This window comes from Marinobacterium mangrovicola (assembly GCF_004339595.1).
GTDB lineage: Bacteria > Pseudomonadota > Gammaproteobacteria > Pseudomonadales > Balneatricaceae > Marinobacterium_D > Marinobacterium_D mangrovicola.
Genome location: NZ_SMFU01000013.1, coordinates 41,132 through 65,109 on the forward strand (window position 1 = coordinate 41,132; position 23,978 = coordinate 65,109).

General features: G+C 48.4%; 21 protein-coding genes. 7 read left to right on the plus strand and 14 right to left on the minus strand.

The window, feature by feature from the left end:
* The first annotated feature begins 27 nt into the window (after positions 1–27).
* Positions 28–504 (plus strand): Lrp/AsnC family transcriptional regulator, encoded by a 477-nt coding sequence (locus CLV83_RS19845; RefSeq protein WP_243642452.1) that lies wholly within the window; start codon positions 28–30, stop codon positions 502–504.
* A 55-nt stretch (positions 505–559) separates the two neighbouring features.
* Here the strand turns inward: CLV83_RS19845 and CLV83_RS19850 are convergent, their stop codons facing one another.
* On the minus strand, positions 560–1,759 hold the full coding sequence (locus CLV83_RS19850) for a diaminopropionate ammonia-lyase (RefSeq protein WP_132296842.1): 1,200 nt from the start codon (positions 1,757–1,759) through the stop codon (positions 560–562).
* Positions 1,760–1,777: 18 nt separating this feature from the next.
* Complete coding sequence (locus tag CLV83_RS19855) at positions 1,778–2,941, minus strand: M20 aminoacylase family protein (protein ID WP_132296845.1); 1,164 nt, start codon at positions 2,939–2,941, stop codon at positions 1,778–1,780.
* Between the two features lie 883 nt (positions 2,942–3,824).
* Between CLV83_RS19855 and CLV83_RS19860 the strand changes: the two genes are divergently transcribed.
* Positions 3,825–5,786, plus strand: a complete 1,962-nt coding sequence (locus CLV83_RS19860) for an ATP-binding protein (RefSeq protein ID WP_132296848.1) — start codon at positions 3,825–3,827, stop codon at positions 5,784–5,786.
* 1,019 nt (positions 5,787–6,805) lie between these two features.
* On the opposite strand, the gene CLV83_RS19870 is transcribed toward CLV83_RS19860, so the two are convergent.
* From CLV83_RS19870 to CLV83_RS19880, 3 genes are all read right to left on the minus strand, one after another.
* Positions 6,806–7,600: a hypothetical protein gene (locus CLV83_RS19870; RefSeq protein WP_165900365.1), complete on the minus strand. Its 795-nt coding sequence runs from the start codon at positions 7,598–7,600 to the stop codon at positions 6,806–6,808.
* Positions 7,601–8,102: 502 nt separating this feature from the next.
* Positions 8,103–9,386, minus strand: coding sequence for a hypothetical protein (locus CLV83_RS19875; RefSeq protein ID WP_132296854.1), 1,284 nt, complete (start codon positions 9,384–9,386; stop codon positions 8,103–8,105).
* 122 nt (positions 9,387–9,508) lie between these two features.
* Positions 9,509–9,841 (minus strand): YegP family protein, encoded by a 333-nt coding sequence (locus CLV83_RS19880; protein ID WP_132296857.1) that lies wholly within the window; start codon positions 9,839–9,841, stop codon positions 9,509–9,511.
* 342 nt (positions 9,842–10,183) lie between these two features.
* On the opposite strand from CLV83_RS19880, the gene CLV83_RS19890 reads away from it, so the two are divergent.
* Genes CLV83_RS19890 through CLV83_RS19900 form a run of 3 tightly spaced genes read left to right on the plus strand, consistent with a single transcriptional unit; the run spans position 10,184 to position 11,987 of the window.
* Entirely contained in the window at positions 10,184–10,750 is a 567-nt protein-coding gene (locus tag CLV83_RS19890) for a sigma-70 RNA polymerase sigma factor region 4 domain-containing protein (protein ID WP_132296863.1), read from the plus strand.
* Positions 10,747–11,169, plus strand: coding sequence for a hypothetical protein (locus CLV83_RS19895; protein ID WP_132296866.1), 423 nt, complete (start codon positions 10,747–10,749; stop codon positions 11,167–11,169). The genes CLV83_RS19890 and CLV83_RS19895 overlap by 4 nt, the downstream gene beginning before the upstream one ends.
* The gene (locus tag CLV83_RS19900) at positions 11,169–11,987 is read left to right on the plus strand and encodes an ImmA/IrrE family metallo-endopeptidase (RefSeq protein ID WP_165900366.1); all 819 of its coding nucleotides are present in this window, start codon (positions 11,169–11,171) and stop codon (positions 11,985–11,987) included. The genes CLV83_RS19895 and CLV83_RS19900 overlap by 1 nt, the downstream gene beginning before the upstream one ends.
* 547 nt (positions 11,988–12,534) lie before the next feature.
* On the opposite strand, the gene CLV83_RS19910 is transcribed toward CLV83_RS19900, so the two are convergent.
* Both CLV83_RS19910 and CLV83_RS19915 read right to left on the minus strand, forming a co-directional pair.
* On the minus strand, positions 12,535–13,173 hold the full coding sequence (locus CLV83_RS19910) for a hypothetical protein (protein WP_132296875.1): 639 nt from the start codon (positions 13,171–13,173) through the stop codon (positions 12,535–12,537).
* Between the two features lie 3 nt (positions 13,174–13,176).
* Complete coding sequence (locus CLV83_RS19915; protein ID WP_132296878.1) at positions 13,177–13,476, minus strand: HipA N-terminal domain-containing protein; 300 nt, start codon at positions 13,474–13,476, stop codon at positions 13,177–13,179.
* A 185-nt stretch (positions 13,477–13,661) separates the two neighbouring features.
* Here CLV83_RS19915 and CLV83_RS19920 point away from each other — a divergent pair, with 185 nt between their 5' ends.
* Positions 13,662–13,928 (plus strand): helix-turn-helix domain-containing protein, encoded by a 267-nt coding sequence (locus CLV83_RS19920; protein WP_132296881.1) that lies wholly within the window; start codon positions 13,662–13,664, stop codon positions 13,926–13,928.
* Between the two features lie 262 nt (positions 13,929–14,190).
* On the opposite strand, the gene CLV83_RS19925 is transcribed toward CLV83_RS19920, so the two are convergent.
* Positions 14,191–15,018 (minus strand): hypothetical protein, encoded by an 828-nt coding sequence (locus CLV83_RS19925; RefSeq protein ID WP_132296884.1) that lies wholly within the window; start codon positions 15,016–15,018, stop codon positions 14,191–14,193.
* 797 nt (positions 15,019–15,815) lie between these two features.
* On the opposite strand from CLV83_RS19925, the gene CLV83_RS19930 reads away from it, so the two are divergent.
* Positions 15,816–16,688, plus strand: a complete 873-nt coding sequence (locus CLV83_RS19930) for a prepilin peptidase (RefSeq protein WP_341540390.1) — start codon at positions 15,816–15,818, stop codon at positions 16,686–16,688.
* A gap of 125 nt (positions 16,689–16,813) precedes the next feature.
* Here the strand turns inward: CLV83_RS19930 and CLV83_RS19935 are convergent, their stop codons facing one another.
* The 6 genes from CLV83_RS19935 to lpxC all read right to left on the minus strand — a co-directional run bounded on the left by CLV83_RS19935 (position 16,814) and on the right by lpxC (position 23,933).
* Positions 16,814–17,026 (minus strand): DNA gyrase inhibitor YacG, encoded by a 213-nt coding sequence (locus CLV83_RS19935; RefSeq protein WP_132296887.1) that lies wholly within the window; start codon positions 17,024–17,026, stop codon positions 16,814–16,816.
* A gap of 58 nt (positions 17,027–17,084) precedes the next feature.
* Positions 17,085–17,714, minus strand: a complete 630-nt coding sequence (gene coaE, locus CLV83_RS19940; protein ID WP_243642453.1) for a dephospho-CoA kinase — start codon at positions 17,712–17,714, stop codon at positions 17,085–17,087.
* Positions 17,711–18,697, minus strand: a complete 987-nt coding sequence (locus CLV83_RS19945) for a Nudix family hydrolase (protein WP_132296890.1) — start codon at positions 18,695–18,697, stop codon at positions 17,711–17,713. The genes coaE and CLV83_RS19945 overlap by 4 nt, the downstream gene beginning before the upstream one ends.
* An 18-nt stretch (positions 18,698–18,715) precedes the next feature.
* Positions 18,716–19,930 carry a bifunctional glutamate N-acetyltransferase/amino-acid acetyltransferase ArgJ gene (argJ, locus tag CLV83_RS19950; RefSeq protein WP_132296893.1) on the minus strand — a complete coding sequence of 405 codons (1,215 nt, stop codon included), beginning with the start codon at positions 19,928–19,930 and terminating at the stop codon, positions 18,716–18,718.
* Between the two features lie 83 nt (positions 19,931–20,013).
* Positions 20,014–22,770, minus strand: coding sequence for a preprotein translocase subunit SecA (gene secA, locus CLV83_RS19955; protein ID WP_132296896.1), 2,757 nt, complete (start codon positions 22,768–22,770; stop codon positions 20,014–20,016).
* Between the two features lie 245 nt (positions 22,771–23,015).
* On the minus strand, positions 23,016–23,933 hold the full coding sequence (lpxC, locus tag CLV83_RS19960; RefSeq protein WP_132296899.1) for a UDP-3-O-acyl-N-acetylglucosamine deacetylase: 918 nt from the start codon (positions 23,931–23,933) through the stop codon (positions 23,016–23,018).
* Positions 23,934–23,978 lie beyond the last annotated feature (45 nt).

The window sequence follows — 23,978 nt, forward strand, 5'->3', positions numbered from 1 at the left end:
TTGAACTTATAAATGAAGAATAAAATCATGGCTGATATAGACGATTTTGATCGCCAAATTTTGGAAATCGTACAGCGCTCGAATCGCACCACATCGGATGTCATCGGCGAGGCGGTCGGGCTTTCACCTGCTGCTGTTCAGCGGCGTTTGAAGCGGATGAGGCAGGAAGAGATCATTGAGGCTGATGTCTCGGTCGTGTCACGGCAGGCCGTGAACAGATCCATGACGTTTATCGTGCAGATCACGCTGGAGCGGGAGCGTGTTGACCTATTGGTCGATTTCAAACGACAGATGCTGAACAACCCCCATGTTCAGCAGTGTTACTATGTCACCGGTAGTTATGACTTCATCATTATTTTAACAGCGGCTGATATGGCGGCCTACGAGCAGTTCACAGAGAAGTTCTTTTTCAACAACAAGAACATCAAAAGCTTCTACACTAACGTGGTGATGGATTCGGTGAAAACCGGCATGTATATCCCGGTGGTTCAAGAGCCAGTTTGAACAAACGGAAAAGGGGCGACATGAGCCGCCCCGTTTTATTAACTCTTCTCAGTGGTTAACGCTCGCCGTGGAGTATCTGCTGATACAACTCAGGGTCGGTTGCGCCTTCCGTGCCGATAATCAGAATCGAGCTGTTGTTATCAACTCCCATTAATTTGCGCATCGCCTCATCCCCTTGGATACCTAGGAGCGCCGCAATACCAGCCACGGCCGACTCTCCTGCTTCGATGGAGGGATCATCTCCACAGCCCCTGGCCAACAACCGCATGCTTTCGGGCACCAGTGCCTCCGCGACGGTGGTGAAGTCATCCGCGCCCGTTTCCAAAATTTTCCACGCCAGCAGCGACACCTCGCCGCAAGCTAAGCCCGCCATCAGTGTCTCTAGTTTTCCGTCGACTATCACCAGCTTTTCTTCAACAGCGCTGAGTTGCAGGCAGTTCGCCTGCTCCGGTTCGACGACGATCAGGCGTGGGCGTTGATCGCCCCAAAGATCCCAAAAGAATCCGCAAACGGCTGATGCTAACCCCCCACATCCTCCCTGAATGAATACATGACTGGGAATATGTCCGTCCAATTGATCAACGGCTTCCTGGAGCATCACGCTGTAACCTAGGGCGACACTCTTGGGGATCTCCATATATCCCTCGTAGCTGTTATCGGAGACAATGATCCAGCCATTTTCCTTGGCGGCTTGGTCCGCTTCCTTCACCGAGTCGTCATAATTACCGGCAATACGGATCACTTCAGCACCCAGTTCTGCCATAGATCGTTCACGACCGACTGAGACGTCGGCGTGAATGTAGATGACACAGGCGCAGCCAAACATACGGGCACCCCAAGCGACCGAACGACCATGATTTCCATCGGTAGCAGTCGCCACGGTGACCTGACGAATCACCTCGGCATATTTGCCGCTGAACAGGTCTTCAACTTTTGCCTGCTTGCCAGTTTCTAGACGGATCGCCAGCAGCAGCTGCATGGCGACCGCATAGGAGCCGCCCAGGGATTTAAAGCTTTTCAGCTCGAACCGAGTTGACTCATCTTTATAAAACAGCTTACCGACTTCGATCTGGTCGGCCAGTCCCGCTAGCTCATGCAAAGGCGTGGCGCTATATCCAGGCCAGTGCCGCATATCCGCCATCGCCTCACGCGCTTTGCTCGCACTGAGTATCGACCGCATTGCATCAGTATAAGGAGCGTTTTTATTCGCTTTAGGGTTACGGTAGTGGGTCAGGTAACGGTTCTTATTAAGCATCTTAAAGACTCCTTGGTTTTATAGCTGTTGTTCCACCAGCGCCGTCCAGTAGAGAGCTCCGGTTTCTAGGATGTTGTCGTTAAAGTCGTAATGGGGGTTATGCAGCATGCACCCGCCTCGGCTGTCCGCCCCGTTTCCCAAAAACACGTAGCAGCCGGGGACAACCCGCTGTAGGCAGGCAAAATCTTCCGAAAAACTCTTGGGTGGAACGTCCAGCAACACCCGCTCGGGGCCGTTTACTTTCAGGGCCGCACATTGAGCAGCCTGTGTTTGTGCTTCGGCATTGTGGGTAACGAAAAACTCGCGGGAAAACGTCACCTCGACCAGGGTGTCAAAGGCTTCACTGATACCTGCTGCAAGCGTCCTGATTCTTCGCTCCACCTGATCGGTGGTCGCATCGTTGAAGGTTCTGCAATCGCCTTTGAGAGTGACGGTGCTTGGAATCACGTTGCGCGCACCATCGGTCAGCACTTCGGTAACGGAGACCACCACCGCCTCCGATGGATCCACGGTTCTTGAAACGATGGTCTGTAACCCCTGAACAAGGTGGGTGGCAGGAATAATGGGGTCATTAACCAGGTGCGGTGAGGAGGCGTGGCCGCCGCAGCCGTTGATCTGGATCTCAAGCAGGCTTTCACTGGCCATAATTGCCCCCGCACGCAGCGCCAACACCCCCGCTTCCAGTCCCGGAAGGTTGTGCATGCCGTACACTTCGGTTGCCGGAAAACGCTCGAATAGACCATCGTCGATCATGGCTTGAGCACCCAACCCATGCTCTTCATTGGGCTGAAAGATAAAAACGACAGTACCTTCAAACTCACCGCGTTTGGCTAGCTGGCATGCAGCCCCAAGCAGCATAGCGCTGTGTCCATCATGACCGCAGCCGTGCATTTTCCCATCAACGCTGGAGCGATGATCGAATGTATTCAGCTCAGTGATCGGTAACGCATCAGTGTCGGCGCGCAATGCGATCATCTTTCGGTCAGGCCGATCTCCTTTACGCAGGACGGCAACAACGCCGGTTTGGCCAATCCCCTCATGGACCTCAAGCCCCCACTCCTTGAGCAGCGAAGCGATTAGCTGTGCCGTCATATGTACATCGAATCCCGTTTCAGGAAGGCGGTGCATCTGGTGCCGCCACGTGGTCATCTGCTCAACGAGTCCGTCTATTAGTTGGGTCATCACAAAATCCAGAAGTCTTGTTTGTTCAGGACTCCCATTATCCCAACGAGCGCCAAGGGCATTCTGCATAGCGCAGAGTGGACATGAGGAATTTCTTCGAATTAAGCTTGGTTAACGCGGAAAAAACCGAATAAAAGATGGGGTTCGGGAAAGCTAGGCTTGAGTGGTTACATCGTTGCAAGCGGAGAGTCAGGCACCAAGCCTCCAAGTCTTAGGAGGTGTGTCTGATGACGAGTAAGTGCCCTTATCGGACCATAAGGGCTTTCTAATATATCCGGATAGCGGACATTTCTTTCGGCTGTTCAGATCAATAAAAATCGTCACTTTCGACCCGAAGCGGACGAAACGCTTGAGCAGCTGATAAGTCGGATATGCGCACTTTGCTGACGTAGTCTGATTGAACAGAAATCCCCAGAGCAGACATTCGCAAAAATCCGCTCAACCGCAACTATCGACCCAAAACAGTCACTGGCGAGATAAGGTATCTCCAATTGGTTCAGTCAGTCAGCCGTTGCTTCACATGTACAGGAATATCTTCGCTAAAATCCCCACCATTATTCGGCTCTTTTGCTCGCGTATAGCTCGTTTGATGTAAGATTATGAGACGGAGAAGACTCCCTTTCTGCTGGAAAAGGAATGGTTTCTGTACGAGAATCAAAGGCATGGATAACCATGTGGATTAGATATAGAGGCTTCTATCAGAACGACATAATATGTGCATTCGAAGTTTTCAGAGAAGCTGAGTTAGGCTTGTCATCAAGATTTTTCTTCTCTTTTGGTTCGATATCTAGATATTGTGATCTTCGCTTTTTAAGAAACCGAAAATTCTCTATATAAGATTTATACCTTATAGCTAGAAAACGATTAAAAACAGGAAATTGGCATGGAAAGCATTCAGACGAGTTCAACTTCTGTGAGAAATGAATTCAATAAGTTTAGTCAAAGTAAAGTAATAGCTGAATATATATGGAATTCATTCGATGCTGATGCAAATGAAGTTCATTTGAGATATACCGTTGATGACCTAGATACTGCTCTGTCATTATCAATAACAGATGATGGCGTTGGTATTAACCCAGAAACCCACGAGCAAACATTTGGTAAATTTAAGGACTCCCCCAAAAGAAAACTATCATCTCCAACAATAAGAGGAAAAAAAGGACTTGGGCGATTTTCATTTCATAAAATTTCTAAATCTATTATTTGGGATAGTTTCACCTCAACATCATCATGCTCTATCATAATCGACTCAGATACACTTAATAATTATGAAGTGAATAATGTTCGCGATAGCTTTCGTCCGGTTTCTACTGGAACGAGAGTAGAATTTATTGGAGTGTCAAATAATGGAGTTAGTGGTCACTTTATAGAGAGCCAAGTGTTACCAATTTTGTCGCAAGAGTTTTCTTGGCTTTTAGCATCTAGCAATAAAAAAAGAATCATTGTGAATGGTGAAGATTTAAGAATACTTGAACGAACAGTAAAAGATGTTGATTTTACTTTGTATGGCAATATATTTATTGCAAATCTAGTTAATTGGGATGTGAATCCAAAAGAAGGCTCTTTTATATATTTTTTGGATTCTACAGAAAAAATAGTTCATAAAATAAATTCAGGGCTTAACAAAAAGAACGGTTTTTATTCGAGTGCTTACGTTAAATCAGATTTTTTCGATGAATACATATTTTCTGACTCTGACTTATTGGATGGGAAAACGGAGCAACAGTTCGCGATCTATTCTGAAGTAAAGGATAAATTAATATCCTTGCTGAAAGACTTACACGATAGCTTTCGTGAAAAAGCGGCAGAAAAGCTAATAGATATATATGAAGAAGAAGGAATATTTCCAGATCATTCAGGTGACTCAATTCCACTAAAAAAGTGGAAGGATGAGTCACTCAAGAACACAATTCGTGTTTTGTACAGTGCAGAACCTAGTCTATTTTCTTCACATCTAAACAAAACACAAAAGCGGATAATTGTTAAACTGCTAGATAAACTGACGGTAAGCCCTAGTAATGATTTATTTGATGTTCTAAATGGTGTTGTTTCACTCAACAATGAAGAGCAGAAAAAACTTGCTGATATATTAAAAGAGACTAGCTTAGGTAATATTGCTAACGCAATTTCTGAAATAAGGTCTAGACAAAAAGTCATCAATATAATAAACGCTCTTAACGAGGAGCACACAAAGACAACCAAAGAAGTCGGTGAAATTCAAAGTATTGTAGAAAATAATCTATGGTTATTTGGTGAAAAATATCATTTATTAACAGCAGAAGAACCGGATTTTGAACAGGCACTTAGAAAGCTACTTTCCATTCATGGTAATGAAGAATATTACCAAAAGGGAACGGTAGTACATCCAGATAAGAATAAAGAAATGGATATATTCGCTATTCGAAGAAATTTTGATGTGGATGAAAGAGGGAATGAATTTTATAGATGTTTGGTTGTTGAGCTTAAGAGACCTTCAGATACACTTAAAGATAAACACTTAGAACAAATACTAAATTACTTCAAAGTTATTTCTTCTCATCACATATTTAATGATGGCCTACATAAATGGGATTTAGTTCTTGCTGGACGCAAGATAACTGAGACACCAACTGCAAGGACCATGATCGATGCTCAATTAGATAACTCAAAAAACCATGGTGAGCCAGGGTTGTTAATGAAGACAGAAAATTTCAAGGTATCAATCAAGCCATGGGGGCAAATATTCTCGGAGCATAGTATTCGACATAAGCATCTTTTAAAGCATCTGGAAACCAATAAGACTAAAATTGGGGATAATAAAGATGACTTGGTATCCGTTGCTGTTTCTGTTGGTAAATCTATTTGAAGAGGGATGGTGTTACAGAGCACCGCTAAAAAGGTTTTCTGGAATATTTTAATTTAAGTTTATTATCCGCCAAAAATAAGAGCGCTATCGTTTATGGATATAGAGACTATATATAAGTAAGTTAATGTCTGGTTGAATAATAACCAGGGTACTTTAGCCGTTATTATTTTCTCAGTCACACTTCTTTTTGGATGGATTAGTGGAATTTTTTCCGCATTGAGAAAAAGGCCAAAATTTAAAATAGATTTAATGGATGGACCAACGTTCTGCTGCACCTACCTTACAGGTAAGATGTATGATGAACATGAAATACACCGCACTGGAATAGCATTATATCTTTGCATAACTAATTTTGGTTCCGCGCCTTCAGACATCAAACAGATATCTATCGGTTACCATTGGAATCTTAATAGGCTCAGTATGCTTTGGTTGAGGAACACTATTGGTTGGTTTTGGGTTACTAGGCAAGCGGTCGCTCTAGATGATTTTCAGGTTAGTATTGGAGACCGAATAAAGGTATATCCGTTCCTAACTCAAAGAAACAACTTATCGCCGGCCGAAAATAAATCATATCTTCAAATTGGAGAATCAACTAGAGGGGTTGTTTACTTTGAGCAAGACGACAGTTGGGGGGATGCTTCCCCATGATCATTAAAGGTCGTGTCTTGCTAAAGGTACGAGTACAGGATGTATTTGGAAGAAAGTATTCTCGAAAGTTCTGGGTTCCGGCAGTTTCATTCCAAGATGCCCTAAAATACAATCCATCCTTTGGCCAAACACTCGCTGAGCTGCGAGGAGAAGGCCCGTCGGGTAGCTTGGGCTAATCTAACAATTAGTTTAACTTCGGCCGCTTCCTGTCAACAGACCAGCGGGGGGGACTGAACGCTAAGTGCCAATCTGCGACCTCCTCTGAGCCAGACACTGATGATGGGCTGAGAGAGCAGAAACGACCCGAAGTGGTCTGACAGGCGATATTAGGAATGTTACTCTGACCTCGGTATCTTCGAATATTCCATTGGTTATTCTCCACTCTCGTTGAAATCTGGTATCCAGTAACTTCCGTCTGAATATGCAGCGAATGGACTGGTGTTGGCTTCTCTATGCATCTCTGCAATACCAAGTAGTGCGTGATGGCACAGCTCTAAGAAAAAACCTACAGGATATGTAAGTTCCCAGTGATTACTTAGAATAAGTCCTTGTTCTTCCGTGTATCCTTGAATGGTCGATGCTTCTATATAATATGGTAGTGACTCATTAAGTCTCATAGTATTGAATCCACCGCCGGGGCTTCTGTATTCATGTACTAGCCTATTTCTGTATAGCCATAACATATGCTTATGCTGAAGTTGATATGGCTTAATGCTGCCAATGGATAAAAATTCATCATTGTTATCCCTAGGCCAAATATTCTGGATGTCCAAGAGGTGTGGATCACGGTTAATCAAAGGTGAGGCCGAAAGAATTCTTCTAGAAACTGGGAACTCAGTCCGGAAAAGAGAAATACTCCATTCTCTGAGTTCTTCAAATTCTGGAGGAATATTAGTATAAATATCGAAGGCCCTTACTAAGTGAAGCAAGCTAATTCGATCACGATCTTCCCAATTTGAGTAGGAGTCTATCGTCGTTTTAAACCTGCGGGAATTATTTGAGATGTTTGCGAATGCACTTTTCGATAGTGAATCAAAAATAGAGCATAAAAGAACTTTGGCGTGTATAGCGCCATTTTGAAGATTTCGTTCCGATACAGCAACTTCTATCATTTGCTGATTATGGGCTATAAATCGGTCGCATTTTTCTGAAATTGACTCACACATATGGTTCTCTCCTTTTACGGTGAGTGTACTCATGCTGCCTTTAGCCATGACAGGTTTCGCGTAGCCTGATCTCAGAAACCTACCTAATTTATGAGATTCTGTCCAAACTGGCGTGTTGAATAGCCCAAAATTTTCTCGTTACATCGACGCCTCCGGGGCGGCCTTTTAAATGAGTCACGAGCGGCCGCTTCGTGCCGATCAGTGCACATTGGTAAGGCATACCTAACGTCCGCTTTGGGCCAGAACCGGAAGGATCTTCAATCCAACCAGAGCACGTCGCTGAGCAGTCGGGTCAACACTGGATAATCCAACCAATAACAGATCTTGACCAACTGCCCAGCAGGTTAGACTTCCAAGCTCAGAATGCAATTAGCCGCAATTTTAAATAGACTTCTTAGCAGCGTACGGGGATGGTTTCAGCTGTCTGCCACACTGACCACCTATCGAAGAACCTGGGTTAGCGTCGCGGGGCGACTCGTTGAGAGCTGTCCATGAGGCGTACTTACACATCAAGACGGTCTGTCGAGTGATTACGTCTGAGATCTGAAACTACGGCTATCAAGCGATTGACAGGTTCGGCCAATCGTTTCGGCAATACACGGTGCTCTGAAAACGTTTTTTTATCGACAATCCAGCGCTTTGCGACCCACACATCGTCTTCAGGATGATTGTTGTCGACTCCGTTGCAATACTTGTAGCCAACCAACGCATTGGTGTGCGATAGCAGTATACGCGCCATGGTCATGTGAAAACGGTGAGCTTGAAGATCACCCGGCCCCTTGGGACGAGGAAGGGTTAGGCGAAGACATTTCTGATCATTGAAGTCCTGCCAGTCAGGACCAACAACTTGCCCGGCACGCTCCAACATCTTGCGGGCTTGGTCGCTCTTACCGTTCACTAATGCTACAGCTACCACTCCCTTCGGATACTCCAGCTTGTCTGCCAACAGCTTCATCCACTGCACCAATTTTTCCAACGTCTGATCATCGGCAAACACCAGGAACTGGTGTCGCTGCTCGTCATCAAGAAAGGTTGGTAGTTGTGCATAGAGGGGGTATAGCAGGTCATGGAGATAGATGTAGGTCTGTCGGCGTCCTTGTTCATGACTACGCGTGGTTGTTGTCAACACTCGCTGTGCCCACTCTGGCGTCAGTTCGGTCAGTTTCATTTCGGTTATGTCGATGGAAATAAGTGGAAATCCGAGAGACTTTCCAATCAGCGCTTTTCGCCCGTCAAAGGCGTGACCGAGTTCGATTTCAACCCCACCAAGCACCATCGGTTCAGCCTGAACCGGTGGGCCGAGCACAGCAACGTCGAGTCGAAACTTGCTGCCAAACGGCGTCTTCAAGGAGTGTTCGGTTGCAACTTGGTCGGCCCCAAGCAATAAGTTGCCTTCCAGAGGATAATCCGATGCATCTTCATCTTTGAACGTCCAGGGCATTGCAAGCCCGGCATTCAAACGTCTGGAGAGTTCTTCCGCGACTAGTTCTTTAGCCCGTCGGTGTTCCGGGCTTTCCTGCACACTGTGCCATCGAATAGCTTCTTCATCATCAAAGTGCTCTTTAGGCTTAAAGGTGAGCTGGTCAGGCAGTACCCGAAAGTGCGATCGTCGGCGCAATTTCCCATTATCAAAGGAGGGGCTGACCCAGGTGACCATTCGCCGTGATTCGTCGGGCGAAACCAAAGGCCAAAGCTTGCGGGCATGTTCCCGGCTACGCACATCACGTGCCGTGATCGTGGTCTTGAAGATCCCTTTCCTCGAGAAAACAACAATCGCTTCGTCCACAGTTTATCCCTTTACGCCGATTGTAGTGGTTCAATGGTTCCGGACACCGATTTAGATTTCCTATATTCCCCTTCACACGAAAGTTAAGCGGAACTTGTGGTTCCGCTCATATCCCAGAAAGATTAGGTCAGATCTACCACTGAGGCGTTGGGCGCGTTGACTTTAACTGAGTTGACCCCAACTTCACGTCCCGTCGGTGACTGATACATCTGGCTCGTGCCAATGACCTGATAGTTGTTAGCAAGTAGGTTGAAGTAGTACTTGCTGTTCTGGGAAGTGAGCCGACGATAGTTCGAGTCGTATGGAGCATTGTTCTTCACAGACTGAATCCCGTTAGTACACCCGACTTTCTGAAGGTAGCCTTCACTAACCAAGATGACCTCACCGTTTCCGGCTTTAAGCCGAAAACGGTACTGACTCTGCGCGTCGGTATAAATCTCAAATTTTGCTGACATAGTGTTTCTCCTATTTCGACTTTTCTTTACGTACACCTTTGAACGGCTTCTTGTCGGATGTCTTAACATCCATAAACCGGCCAGTTTTCGTATCCCGCTTCACATAGTGTCCAGACGACGTTTTGGTCTGGGAGCGGCTCTTGACAGCACCGTTACGGTGGCCGTCTCCAGTTGGTGGGTTTGTAGCCATATCTGCTATCCTCATTTCGCTTTGAAGTGTTGGTTGAAGGGCAAAGCTTTCGTGAAGACGATTCTTGCCCCTCATAAACTTAAGACGGGTAAAAAAAGAAGAGCGGACATGTCCGCTACAAAAAAAAATCCCGTCTATTAGGGAATAGAGGCATGGAGCAGAAGAGTACTTACCTCAGTGCGGATGAGTTCGCTGAAAGGATAGCGAAGCTAAGTAGTGCAGATTACAAGCGGTTGCTGGTAATTGCGGGGAGCTTCTCTCGGAGGTACAACCTCGGAAACGACCCCGCATCGCTTATACAGGATGCTTATGAACGTGTCTGGCGTGGAACTCGCCGCATACCAAGGGATGTAAATATAGTTAAAGCTCTTGGCAATATCATTCATAGCATTGCTGGAGATCATCCTTATAGAAAGTTCGGAGAGAATGAAAGTGCATTCTCCGACCTTGGAGTAGATGACGCTGATTCATGGGTAGGCTCTGCGTTAAAACCTGGGCCAGAAGAAATAGCTATAGCAGAGCAAACTATCGAGCGTATAGCCAGTCACTTCGAAAACGATACTTACGTTAATGTTCTAATTCAGGCATATTCAGCAAATATGAAGCAGCAACAAATAATCGACATTGTTTTTAAAGGAGATAGAAAAACATACGAGGCTACAAGGAAACGTTTTAGACGAGGAATAACAAAAATTCAGGACGAAGGTACGGGGTTATGAGCAAAATAAAAAATCCAGACTGGCTAAGTGATCTGATCATAGATGACATTATGGCCTTGTCTGAGGATGAGTTGGACCATGAGCTAACCGAAAACGGTTTAAATCCAAAGCATGCTGTTGATGAGCTTCGCAGCTCCCTTGGCTCCCTGTCTGTTGATTTAAGAAAGAATAGATTCAGTAGTATTAAGGCGGAATTAGATCGAAAGAAAAAAATACTAACGCCTGATTCAGATCGCTTTATTGAAAAATTTCTTGATTCCGGGAAAAATGCAAAAGACTTTCTAATTGAAATAATAGCTTCAGGAAAGGCTCCTAGTGATTTAACTGTTGCTTTTAGAGATGGGAAAGAGATAACCGACGACGAAGCTGCGAGCATAATAAAAGATTTAATGGATCTAGGATACATCAAGGATTTATGATGAAAGCGATAATAGATGACATCTACAGTCTATACTATAGCCTTGGAATTACAGAGCCCTATGAAATAGACCTAGAAGCCATCGCTTATTTTAAAGGCGCAGAAGTGAAATATGAGCCATTAACAGGCTGCGAAGCCAGAATAATAGGCTATGACGATCGAGCTATTATCACCCTAAATAAAGAATCTATACCAGAAAGACAAAAATTTTCGCTAGGGCATGAGATTGGACACTGGCTAAAAGACAGAGGACGTATAGGAAATCTTTGTTCTAAGTCTGAGATCAACGAAAAGTTTGAGGATAACCCCTCTGGTGGAAAGCACGCCCATAGGGAAAATATAGCCAATAACTATGCATCAGAGCTTCTGATGCCATACTTTCTGATAGATCGCGCCGTAAAAGGCTCACGATTAAACTTTGACCTACTAAGGACTATCAGTGCTAAATTCGGTACAAGTTTAATCGCGACGGCATTCCGCATCATTCGGCTAGAAAATCATGTAGGATTTTTAGCAGCGTATGACCAAAGCTGTCAAAGAAAATGGTTCATACCTAACAAAAATTTACCGTACTCTTTCCTACCTCCGAGAGTCGCTCCGGCCGAATCAGGCATTGCTCGTATTATAAAGGCGAACATCACGAGTATGTTTAATGATAAGGTAGATGGCAGTGTATGGTGCAAAGACTCGTGGGCCGATCACTCATCGGTACATGAAGAGGCTATTCATTATCATAACGGCACCTATCTTACTTTGGTCTGGTGGGAGGATGAAGAGCCGGTTTGGGAATCTATATGTCATAAAGAAGGTATTGAGTAATAGTATAAAACTTATATTAGTAATTTTAAAAAACAATTCAACAGAATTACTAATTTTAATTTTCTACGACTTAACCGTCTTTTAGGTCATTAAAATCTACCCATTCGCTGCCGCTGCAAATATATTCCAGCTCCGGAACTAACTGTTGGGAAAGGTCAAGATTAATGGCAGATAACCATTTGCGACTATCACCTAGTTAGTAAGATAACTGGCTTACATGTAATAACTCACGAGAAGGCCCCCATAAATAAAATACTTTCCCCCACACTTCCTGCTTTATTGATGAAATTTTCATTTTATAGGAAGATCCCGAACACAATTGATGTGCTAATCTAATATCAGACACACATATATTTAGGAATTGATTTTTCGCAACCGACAGGTAATAAAAATGCTGTATTAAAAATGATGCTCCGTTATTCATCAAATAAAAATAATCTTCTGATATTTGCTCTATATCGAATCCGATTTCAGAATAAAAGCAAAGAGACTCATCCAGATTATTTACCTGAATCATCCCTTTTATAGATGTAGCATTCATATAAAGTCAATATATTGGGTCGCCTATTGTTGCGCCGTTACGTTCCATGTGTTTCATAGAATTTATATTATCAGGACTAAAACCCTGGCGTAAACGTTGGTAATCCTCTATCGAAACTTCGACTTCCTTGTATGGTTTTTTTAAGCGATAGTCACTTCCAGACTTCGTATAAACTACTAATTCTTCATCATTCTCATACGCGCTAATAGCAACGGAAGTGATCATCCATTCACAGTGTCGCAATTCGAAGGTCTTTACGGGCGCTCCCCAGCCAAGACGTCCGACCCGCTCTTTACCATCTTGTGTAGTCAAATGGATTAGGTACGAGCCTGGCTGAAGAACCGCAGTCGCTGGTTCTACAGCCACTGTTCTTTCTATCACTTCAAGACTGTTTAAGATTTCGTCAGCAAAATATCTATAACTTTTAGTCTTATAGGTTTCCTTTAATCTTTCACCGCACCAGAATGTATAACTTCTAGATTTTATGCAAACATCCTTTTTTCCAGGCTCTCTAAAAACAGCATTGGTTAACTCATAGTCGCTTAGCATCTCACTTCGTAGCGGCTCTGGAATATTTTTTACAGCGAGCACAGGGCCAGAGACTGGCACACTCATCATTAATTGCAAAAGGTCTCGTATCTTCATTTTTTACATAACTCTTTTGAAGGTTATCGCGCCAACAGTGTTGTCATAATCGCTTGTTATCAAACCGAAAATATCATCTTTATCTATACCCTCCGGAATCGGAAATCCTTCGATTAACATATTTTCAAAAAATGGAAATAATTTATCCGATGTGTAGGTCTTTTCACTCAGGGGTAACCTGTAAGCGATGGAAACACCATCTTTTATAAACTCTTTATCATATGTGAATTCATAGCAACATCTATTGTATTCAACTAATTTACCCGCGACTTTTCCGTTATAGTAAACCTCAGCCACTCTCATTTTTTACCACTCACTCCTGGCGAAACAGATGGAAAACCCGTTATTAATAGGTGAACCAAGTGACTCACCACTATAAAAGAAATTCTATTGAAATAGACGTTCCGCGTGCTGGTCTCGAATGTATTGAATTAATATGATTTGTCCCTAATTTGGGGACATTTTAGCGCGTCCCTAAGATAGGGACAATGGATAAATCGACAAGAAATTCTCGTTATGCGCTGCTCATCGAATGGCTGCGCCAAGAACGGATCGCTCGGGGCCTGACGGTAAGGGAGGTCGGAACGCTCATTGACGAGCCTTTCCAGTTTGTGAGCAAAGTAGAGAACGTAGAACGGAAGTTGAACGTTTACGAGTTCGTTCAATATTGTGAAGCACTCGGGATTGATCCCGTGGTGGGTCTTGGACTGCTTAAGTCAAAAAGTCATACGCAACTTGAGGAAGACTACTTTTAGTTAAAGCAGGTAGAACATCAGCTGAACAGCTGTAATCGACAGAGTCACTGCACTACCTGATCTTCGCCCTAAGCAGCCAGTCCAGCAGACCTGCGCTTAGCCCAAACCCGACAGTCATTCTAAGAGCCGCATTTACTTTGGTGTTAGCCATTGGCCCCATCAGAATTCGAGTAGTGAAGACACTAGTTCGTGTCTGGTGGAAAAAAGAACGCCCCTCTGGTCCAGAAGCCTTTCGGGGCGCACTATTTCGAACGATTAGATGCTAATCATCATCCCAAGGGTCCGGATCTTCTTCAACAGCCATGATCTGATCATCGGTTATGTCGAAGTCACCCTCCAGAATTTCCACTGACGTAGTACTAGGTGGTGAGCCTGGAACCCAAGTTACACGCAGTTCGAGCCCTGAGTTCCAGTAGATATATAATACCGATCCGTCACTACCATCTTGTTCCGGGCTAAATTCACCAGCACCTACGCGTAGCTCATCGCCATCACTATTCACAAGATCAACATAGCCGACAATGCCCATTTTCCATTCTCCGTTAAAACCTGAATCCACGTCTTCCGAGAATAACTCGTCCGAGCTAGCGCTCTCATCTGTTACCTCAAAACCTTGATCGGCCAGTTCCCACTGTCCGGACCGCCAACGGGTCCATAACTTTCCAGTAAGAGCCAACGAATGCCCAGAATAAGGCCGATCAATATCCGGTTCGCCTGTGTACTCAAAAGATACATTGCTTATGAGAATGCCGGTATCTGGATCGTAACTACTTGAAGCTACGTCAAGGTTCTCAATCATGAACATGGTTGCATTCATATCAGCGATCGTGCCAGCCACTTCGTTCTCAACAGCAAGGTCTAGCTCTCTATAAATGTTATCCATATACACGACATTCGACTCCCAATCAGGGCCAAACGCATAGGTTCCTAGCCGGGGATCCAGTGGATTATGTCTAGCGAGGGTCTGCATCTCATGATACGTCGAGAAACCACCAACTCTGGCAGCTCGCTCGTAGGCTTCCGATAATGAAAGATCCGGATATATCGAACGTGCAGTTTGCTTGATTACATCTAAGTACAAGTACGCCATGTCGATCTCCACGGCACCTGCTACAGAGTTGTTCGCTCACCCCACGGTGCCTGAAGTTCTGGCTATGGGTTAATTTAAATCAATTGTGATGATGGGGAAGGGTTTGCCAATTGCGAACGGCTAGCGTCCATCAGCGCTTCGTCCACCCTAGCGTAATTTTTGAACACGAGCAAGGCAGCCCCATCTTAAAAATCTTTACCAAGGGCAAACGGCTCTATACTTCAAATTGATGGTGCACGAGCTTGCGTTACCCAACTTCAACTCGACCACCAACTTCTTCAGCCGATGGTTGTCCTGCTTTAGCTTATTTAACCGCATCAGCAAAGATGCCAAGCTCGCCATATTTCTTACAACAAGTGTAAACCTAGCATTCGACGTGCCCATCTTTCAGCACACTCAGGGGAAGAGGGAACATCGCTTGGTTTGCTTGAAGGCAAAGGTGGGCCGCAGCTCAGTTCAACAGGAAACATGGATGAAAAAGACATCCTCTATTTCGTTCCATTCTTACCACCTGTGGTATATCCTGAAGCGAATCCCTAAAAGTTCCAAAATCATAAGTTTTAGAGCGATTCATCATTGAAAACAGGGCATTCTGGAACCATATTCACCATTTACCATGTCAAACTTACCATGAAGACATGGCAAGTGACTGATAGTAAAGATTTATTCCAGCAAACCCTGAGTTTTGGAACGTTTTTTTACGGATTATATATAACGAACCCCACAAAATAATCTTTTGATGAAAGGGCCTCTATATCTTGAGGCCCTTTGCTTTTAACTAGCCGAAGCGAACTGTTGTGATCTTAATCCAGAACCTTTACTTCCTGCTCGCCGAGCCAGGCCTTTTTGCCCTGCTGACCGGGCTCGTTATCTCGCTTTCCGTTGGCAGTTTTCTTAACGTCGTCATCTACCGGTTACCGGTGATGATGGAGCGCGAATGGCAGTCGATGACCGCTACTGCTGACTCAGCCGATGCCCATCAGGAAGCGTTCAATCTGGCAGTGCCTGCCTCACGCTGCGGACAATGCGGCCACCGTATCCGCTGGTACGAGAATATCCCGGTGCTCAGCTACCTTGCCCTGCGAGGCCGCTGCAGCGGCTGCAAAAGTCCGATATCACTGCGATATCCATCAATTGAACTACTAACAGGAATACTTGGCGGTTTTATTGGCTGGCAATTCGGCCTGGGGTTGGCCGGCGCAGGGATGCTGCTGCTGACCTGGATACTGGTCGCACTGACCTTTATCGATATCGATCATCAACTGCTTCCTGACAGGCTAACGCTGCCACTGATGTGGATTGGTCTGCTGCTAAATACTCAGGGAATTTTTACCTCCCTTGAACACGCCGTTATTGGTGCCGCGGCAGGATATCTTGTGCTCTGGAGCGTGTATTGGCTATTCAAGCTGCTTACAGGCAAGGAAGGCATGGGCTATGGAGACTTCAAACTGTTGGCGGCTATAGGAGCCTGGGGCGGTTTTGAAGTACTGCCTCTGACTATTTTGCTGTCATCGGTGGTGGGTGTTGTTCTGGCTCTGGTACTGATGGCAACCAAGCGTCACCAAATGGCCAACCCTCTTCCCTTTGGGCCCTATCTGGCGATTGCCGGCTGGATAGCCCTGATCTGGGGAGAACAGATCAACGGTTGGTATCTGAGAATGCTGCTGTAGAAAGGGGCTCTCCGCCCCATCGTGCCGGGCACGACAGCGAATAGAAATCACAGCGGATAATCCCCATGGGAAAGCAGCCACCGCATAATTTTGTAGGAGGCCCACAACCTTTTGGGCCACCCGATTTAATGCCGAGTCGGAGTAAAAGGCTGCTCTTCCGGGTCCAGGCCGGTGCTGTAATCCTCCAGTGAGGGCTCTGCGGCGATCTGATAACCTTCGCTCGCCCACTCTCCCAAATCGATCATACGGCAGCGTTTACTGCAGAATGGGCGAAACTTGTTTTCCGGGCTGTAAACAGTTTCTTTGCCACATTGCGGACATTTAATCGCTTTACTCATATTTATAGTTGCTCCGCTTTGCTCTCGGTTTACAGACTAGCGTTTTACAGACTTCAGGTTACACAGGCTCGAGACCGACATAATCGCTCAGCTGACGATGCAGGGATTCCACCTGCGCTCTCAAATGCTCCAGGCTACCGCCGTTGTCGAGCAGGTAATCCGCCCTTCGGGTTCGTTCCACTCTGCTGCACTGGGATGCCAGGATCTTTGCCACCTGGTCGGCACTCACCTGATCCCTTTCAATAGTGCGGTCGATCTGAGTTTGCTTATCCACATCGACCACAATCACCCTGTCCACCAAATCGACCTGGCCCGACTCGATCAGCAGCGGTGACACCAGCATAACGTAGGGTGCGCCGGACGCTTCCAGACGCTCCCGAATCCGGTGGTTAATCAGTGGATGCAGCAGCTGCTCCAGCCATTCACGCTCGGAGGGTTCTGCGAATACACGCTCCCGCAATACCCTGCGATTGAGAGCACCGTCACCTTGAATCACTGCTTTCCCGAAATGCTGAGCGATAGACTCAAGCGCGGGCTCTCCAGGTTCAACCACCTCACGCGCTATCAGGTCCGCATCAACAACGGGCACGCCGAGACCGGCAAACATATCAGCCGCAGCACTTTTACCGCTACCGATTCCTCCGGTCAGGCCGACCTTTAAGGGCTTGCGGCCATCCACGTCACTCACCTTGGCCACCAATCCGAAATCGAAGCGATGCCCTGAGCTCCCTGTTCCCAGGCAAAAGGCAAATCTTGTCCAGTCACACCACCTAGCGCATAGACTGGAATTACGGCTTTCTCGGTAAGATCAAAAAAGCGCGGCCAGCCCAGCGTCTTGGCACCCGGGTGCGAAAGCGTCTGCTGCACAGGGGAGAGGGTTGTGAAGTCCAGGCCAAGCTCCGCAGCCCGGCGCAACTCAGATTCATCGTGACAGGATGCACTGAGCCACTCGCCTTTAAACTGCTTACGCGTTTCAAGAGCATTTAGCCGGGATGAGGTCAGATGCAGTCGCTCAGCTCCCAGCTCATTTGCCAGCTCAACACTGGCATTAAGAATCAGGGCCAAGCCCTGTTCTTCACACCAAGGTTTCAGCTGCTGAAAAAGCTCCCCCAACGACCGCTCATCAAGCTCAGGATCGCGCAGCATAAACTGGACAGCTCCGGGCTCCAGTTCCGCCCCTTCGATGGCTGAGCTGATTCGTTGCTTGAGTGACTCTGCGGTCTCCTTACCAAGACTACCGGCAATCCAGAGTCTCGAAGGCAACTGCGCCGCACTCACGATCGGCCGGTTGGCCGCCGGGAACTCATAGTCATTCAGCTGAGCCGGGCTAACCCAGCGCACCGGCTGCCCTTCGCGACCATGCGCTTTACCAGCAAAACCATCGACCTGCCACACATCAAGCAGCACCGACTTGTCCGGGTAATGATGGCTGATACGGATCAGCGGACGTGCCGTCTTCACCTGAATACCCAGCTCTTCATCCAGCTCCCGCGCAAGCGCGGCCTGCACAGGTTCGCCCGGCTCCACCTTGCCACCGGGAAACTCCCAGAGGCCACCTTGATGCTTGTCGCTCGAGCGTTTGGCGATCAGGATCTGGTCGGCCGCGTCAGTGATCACTGCCGCGGCCACATGGATCAAACGCTTTTCAGGCTGCTCACTCAACTCTCTCATCTCACAAAACAACCGCGATCAGCTGCGGTAGTCCGCATTGATATGCACGTAGTCAGTAGAGAGGTCAGTGGTCCAGACCGATTCGCGCACTTCACCACGGTTCAGAACCACATGGATCAGAATCTCTTCACCATTCATGACCGCCTGCCCCTGCTCTTCGGTATAGCTCGCAGCGCGCCCACCCTTTTCAACGATGCAGACATCGTTCAGGTAGATCTCGATAGCGTTGAGGTCCAGGTTCTCCACGCCAGCGCGGCCTACACAGGCCAGAATCCGGCCCCAGTTTGGGTCGGAAGCGTAAAGCGCTGTCTTTACCAGCGGAGAATGAGCAATGGTGTAAGCCACATCCAGCGCCTCACGAACACTGACAGCCTTCTCAACACGCACCTCGACGAACTTCGTGGCGCCCTCACCGTCGCGCACAATAGACTGCGCAAGATGCAGCATCAACCGGTTCAGGGCGCTGACAAACTTTTCGGCCGCCTCGCCGCTGCTTTCAACTTTCACACCACTACGACCGGTCGCAGCAAGAATGCAGGAGTCGTTGGTAGAAGTGTCGCCGTCTACGGTAATGCGGTTAAAGGATTGCTCAGTTGCCGCTGTCAGCCAATCCTGAAGCAGTGCCTGATCGACTTCAGCGTCTGTGGCCACATAACCCAGCATGGTCGCCATATTGGGCATGATCATGCCGGCGCCCTTGGAGATTCCCGTCAGGGTGACGGTTTTGCCTTCGTGCTCAAACTGTTCGCAACCCGCTTTGGCGCGTGTGTCAGTCGTCATAATGCCGTGAGCGGCATTAAGCCAGTTATCTTCGTTTAGATCAGCTTTGGCAGCATCCAAAGCTGAGACAATCTTATCCACCGGCAGAGGCTCGCCTATTACACCGGTCGAAAACGGCAGAATCGCTTCGACAGTAACACCGGCGCGCTCCGCCAGCGCTTCACAGCAGGCAGTCGCGTCACGCATCCCCTGCTCACCGGTACCGGCATTGGCGTTACCGGTGTTCACCAGCAGGTAGCGTGTGGCGCTGGCGGCAAGATGTTTCTTGCTCAACACAACCGGCGCTGCACAGAAAGCATTTTTGGTGAACACGCCTGCCACCGTTGCGCCTTCGCAGAGTTCCATCAATACGATGTCGCGTCGCCCCGGCTTCTTGATACCGGCGGATGCCACGCCAATCCGAAAGCCATCGACAGATTTAAGTTCAGGCAGGGTATCGGGACCAACAGCCATGGTGCTTCCTCGCTGATTGTGGGTAAAACGCCGGCAATTGCCGGCGTAAGTTTTTCGCGTCTACAGTGCATCAGGCTCTAAGGTCAGAGACGGCCATGGCACTGCTTGTATTTCTTGCCTGAGCCACAGGGGCAGGGGTCATTGCGCCCCACCTTAGGCTGATCGCGGACGACCGTCTGCTGTGCTTCAGCCACGGCCTGTTCACTCTCGTTTTCCGGCTCGTTCTGCTGCTCCGCTTCCACCGCTGAGCGCTGCTCATGCTGGAAGTTCATCTGCTGACGCTCAGCCTGTTCACGACGCTCCTGCTCCATCGCTTCTACATCTTCCGGCTGGCGGACTTTAACGTGGCTGAGGATACGGACCACATCGCGCTTGATGTTATCAAGCAGATTCTGGAACAGGTTAAACGCCTCGCGCTTGTACTCCTGCTTCGGGTTCTTCTGCGCGTAACCGCGCAGATGAATCCCCTGACGCAGCAGATCCATGGTCTGCAGGTGCTCTTTCCACAGGGTATCGAGTACCTGAAGCATCACCTGCTTCTCGAACATGCGCATGGTTTCGGCGCCAACCTGCTCCTCTTTCGCGCGATATTCGCCCAGAATGGTTTCCTGGATGCGCTCACGCAGAGGCTCTTCGTGCAGGCTGTTATCCTCATCCAGCCACTGCTGCACGGGCACCTTCACAGCAAAGTCTGTTTCGAGAGATTTTTCCAGACCAGCCACGTCCCAGGTTTCGGACAGGCTCTGCGGCGGGATAAATTCGCTGATCAGGTTATCGACAACCTCTGCACGCACCGCATCGACGGTTTCAGAGATATCATCCGCGGCCATGAGCTGATTACGCTGATCATAGATTGCCGAGCGCTGATCGTTGGCCACATCATCGTATTCAAGCAGCGTTTTACGGATATCGAAGTTACGGCCCTCGACCTTACGCTGGGCTTTCTCGATGGCGTTGCTGACCATCTTGTGTTCGATCGCCTCGCCCTTTTCCATGCCCAGAGCCTGCATGAACTGACGTACACGCTCGGAGGCGAAGATACGCATCAAGTCATCTTCCAGGGAGAGGAAGAAACGAGAGGAACCCGGGTCACCCTGACGACCGGCACGGCCACGCAGCTGGTTATCGATACGGCGTGATTCATGGCGCTCGGTACCGATGATATGCAGACCACCCGCCTGGATAACGACCTCGTGGCGCTGACGCCACTCTTCGGTCGCCTTGTCCACGGCGGCCTGATCACTGCCTTCAGCCAGGGCATCAAGCTCAGCCTCAAGCTTGCCACCCAGCTTGATATCGGTACCACGACCCGCCATGTTGGTGGCGATGGTGACCGCGCCGGGACGACCCGCCTCGGCGATAATATCCGCCTCACGTCCATGGTTCTTGGCGTTAAGCACGTTGTGCGGTACGCCCTCTTTTTTCAGCATGGCCGAAATCAGTTCGGAGGACTCCACCGACGCGGTACCGACCAGCACCGGACGGTTAGTCTCACGACAGTGTTTGACCTCTTTGGTGATCGCCTCGTACTTCTCCTGCATGGTGAGGTATACGAGGTCGTTGTAATCGATACGGGCAATCGGACGGTTGGTGGGGATAACCACCACGTCGAGGCCATAGATCTGACGCAGCTCGAACGCTTCGGTATCGGCGGTGCCGGTCATACCAGAGAGCTTTTCGTAGAGTCGGAAATAGTTCTGGAAAGTGGTGGAGGCCAGAGTCTGGCTTTCCTGCTGGATCTGAACCCCTTCTTTCGCTTCCACCGCCTGGTGTAGACCTTCGGACCAGCGACGACCCGGCATGATACGACCGGTGTGCTCATCGACGATCACCACCTGACCGTTCTGAACGATGTAATCCTTATCGCGCTGGAACAGGTAATGGGCACGCAGTCCCGCCAGCACGTGGTGCAGCAGGTTCAGGTTTTGCGGTGCATACAGGCTCTCACCCTCTTTCAGCATACCCGCCTCGATCAGCAAGTCCTCGACCAGCTGGTGACCCGCTTCGGTCATTTCAACGCTGCGGTTTTTCTCATCAACGGAGAAGTGCTCCTCGATCACCTGCTCAGTGTCTTTCGGGTCGATCTCACCGTGGAACTGTTTCAGCTGCGGAATCAGCTGGTTGATCGCCTGATAGGTCGCGGAACTGTCTTCGGCCGGGCCGGAAATAATCAGCGGCGTACGCGCTTCATCGATCAGGATGGAGTCAACTTCATCGACCACCGCGTAGTGGAAATCACGCTGCACCTTATCCTTGATGCTGAACGCCATGTTGTCGCGCAGGTAGTCGAAACCGAATTCGTTATTGGTGCCGTAGGTGATATCGGCGTTGTAGGCTGCACGCTTCTCTTCCGGACTCTGCCCGGAAAGGATCACCCCGACGCTGAGACCCAGGGCTTCATACAGCGGACGCATCCACTCGGCATCACGGCTGGCCAGGTAGTCGTTGACGGTTACTACGTGGACGCCACGAGCCGGCAGTGCATTAAGGTAAACCGCCAGTGTACCCACCAGGGTCTTACCCTCACCGGTTTTCATCTCAGCGACCTTGCCATCATTGAGACTCATACCGCCGACCAGCTGCACGTCGAAGTGACGCATGCCCATAATACGCTTGGACATCTCACGCACATTGGCGAAAGCTTCCGGCAGCAGCTTGTCCAGGTCTTCCCCATCAGCCAGCCGCTTGCGGAAGCTTTCAGTCAGTGCCTTGAGCTCTTCGTTGGAGAGTTTTTCGAACTCCGGCTCCAGCGCATTGATCTGTTTGACGATCCGTCCCATCCGTTTGAGTTCGCGATCGTTCTTACTTCCGAAAACTTTCTTAAGTAGTGATGTCAGCATAATTCGACTTTTAACCGGTTGAATGCAAAGCGGGTCGGGCTCATCCCGAGAGGGGCCTGCATGACAGGATTAACGCAGCATTCTACCTATATTGGGCCTCAGATTAGAATGCCAAGGGGCAATAAATAGTTTCAGATGGGTAACGAAGGGAGATACAGCGTAAAGCAGGAGACACAGGGGCGGTTTTCGCGACCGGAGAAACCGGTCGCGAACCCTGGGAAGAGCAAAAACGGGTCTATTCAGAATCAGACAGCCGCCGCTGCCGGGCGCTGATAGGAGATCGGCGCGGTCGCTTCGCTATCTTCGAAGGTGACGATCTCGTAGGCATCTTCATTAGCCAGCAGTTCACGTACCAGCTGGTTGTTCAGGTAGTGCCCGGACTTGTAGCCGTAGAATTCGCCAATCAGGCTCTTACCGAGCTGATACAGGTCACCCACCGCATCAAGGATCTTATGCTTGACGAACTCATCGTCATAACGAAGACCTTCATCGTTCAACACGCGGTAATCATCCACCACAATGGCGTTATCGAAGCTGCCGCCCAGCGCCAGGTTCTGCGAGCGCAGGTATTCGATATCGCGCATAAAACCGAAGGTACGCGCACGAGACACCTCTTTCACGAAGGAGGTGCTGGAGAAATCCAGGGTCGCTTCGCGGTTACCACTGGCAAACGCGGGGTGATCAAACTCAATGCAGAAGCCGACCTTGAACCCGTTAAACGGCTTGAAGGTCGCAGTCTTGCCATCGCTGCTGACGCTGACCTCTTTCTTGATTCGGATGAACTGCTTGGGCGCATCCTGCTCAAAAATGCCAGCCGACTGAATCAGGAACACGAACGGAGCCGCGCTACCGTCCATGATCGGCACCTCTTCCGCGCTCAGTTCCACAATGACGTTATCGATACCCAGGCCCGCCAGAGCGGACATCAGGTGTTCGATCGTCGCGACGCGCACTCCATTGCACGACAAGTTACTCGATAGCATCGTATCAACGATATTCAGACCACTGGCCTTCACCTCGGCTACCGGATCCAGATCGGTACGACGGAATACGATGCCCGTGTTAACCTCAGCGGGCTTCAGTGTCATGTAGACCTTCTGCCCGGTGTGAAGACCGATGCCGGTAGCTTTGATGCTGTTTTTAAGAGTGCGCTGTCTGATCATTCGTCGTGCCGTTATTTTATTCGGTCAAAATTAACGGGCTAGTGT

What these genes read in the sequence shown, in the direction of transcription:
- CLV83_RS19870 (WP_165900365.1), bottom strand. Translation starts at nt 7,600, where the DNA reads ATGTGTGAGTCAATTTCAGAAAAATGCGACCGATTTATAGCCCATAAT.
- CLV83_RS19945 (WP_132296890.1), bottom strand. Translation starts at nt 18,697, where the DNA reads ATGAGAGAGTTGAGTGAGCAGCCTGAAAAGCGTTTGATCCATGTGGCC.
- CLV83_RS19890 (WP_132296863.1), top strand. Translation starts at nt 10,184, where the DNA reads ATGGAGCAGAAGAGTACTTACCTCAGTGCGGATGAGTTCGCTGAAAGG.
- CLV83_RS19845 (WP_243642452.1), top strand. Translation starts at nt 28, where the DNA reads ATGGCTGATATAGACGATTTTGATCGCCAAATTTTGGAAATCGTACAG.
- CLV83_RS19915 (WP_132296878.1), bottom strand. Translation starts at nt 13,476, where the DNA reads ATGAGAGTGGCTGAGGTTTACTATAACGGAAAAGTCGCGGGTAAATTA.
- CLV83_RS19935 (WP_132296887.1), bottom strand. Translation starts at nt 17,026, where the DNA reads ATGAGTAAAGCGATTAAATGTCCGCAATGTGGCAAAGAAACTGTTTAC.
- CLV83_RS19860 (WP_132296848.1), top strand. Translation starts at nt 3,825, where the DNA reads ATGGAAAGCATTCAGACGAGTTCAACTTCTGTGAGAAATGAATTCAAT.
- CLV83_RS19880 (WP_132296857.1), bottom strand. Translation starts at nt 9,841, where the DNA reads ATGTCAGCAAAATTTGAGATTTATACCGACGCGCAGAGTCAGTACCGT.
- CLV83_RS19910 (WP_132296875.1), bottom strand. Translation starts at nt 13,173, where the DNA reads ATGAAGATACGAGACCTTTTGCAATTAATGATGAGTGTGCCAGTCTCT.
- CLV83_RS19855 (WP_132296845.1), bottom strand. Translation starts at nt 2,941, where the DNA reads ATGACCCAACTAATAGACGGACTCGTTGAGCAGATGACCACGTGGCGG.
- CLV83_RS19920 (WP_132296881.1), top strand. Translation starts at nt 13,662, where the DNA reads ATGGATAAATCGACAAGAAATTCTCGTTATGCGCTGCTCATCGAATGG.
- secA (WP_132296896.1), bottom strand. Translation starts at nt 22,770, where the DNA reads ATGCTGACATCACTACTTAAGAAAGTTTTCGGAAGTAAGAACGATCGC.
- CLV83_RS19925 (WP_132296884.1), bottom strand. Translation starts at nt 15,018, where the DNA reads ATGGCGTACTTGTACTTAGATGTAATCAAGCAAACTGCACGTTCGATA.
- CLV83_RS19895 (WP_132296866.1), top strand. Translation starts at nt 10,747, where the DNA reads ATGAGCAAAATAAAAAATCCAGACTGGCTAAGTGATCTGATCATAGAT.
- argJ (WP_132296893.1), bottom strand. Translation starts at nt 19,930, where the DNA reads ATGGCTGTTGGTCCCGATACCCTGCCTGAACTTAAATCTGTCGATGGC.
- CLV83_RS19850 (WP_132296842.1), bottom strand. Translation starts at nt 1,759, where the DNA reads ATGCTTAATAAGAACCGTTACCTGACCCACTACCGTAACCCTAAAGCG.
- CLV83_RS19900 (WP_165900366.1), top strand. Translation starts at nt 11,169, where the DNA reads ATGAAAGCGATAATAGATGACATCTACAGTCTATACTATAGCCTTGGA.
- lpxC (WP_132296899.1), bottom strand. Translation starts at nt 23,933, where the DNA reads ATGATCAGACAGCGCACTCTTAAAAACAGCATCAAAGCTACCGGCATC.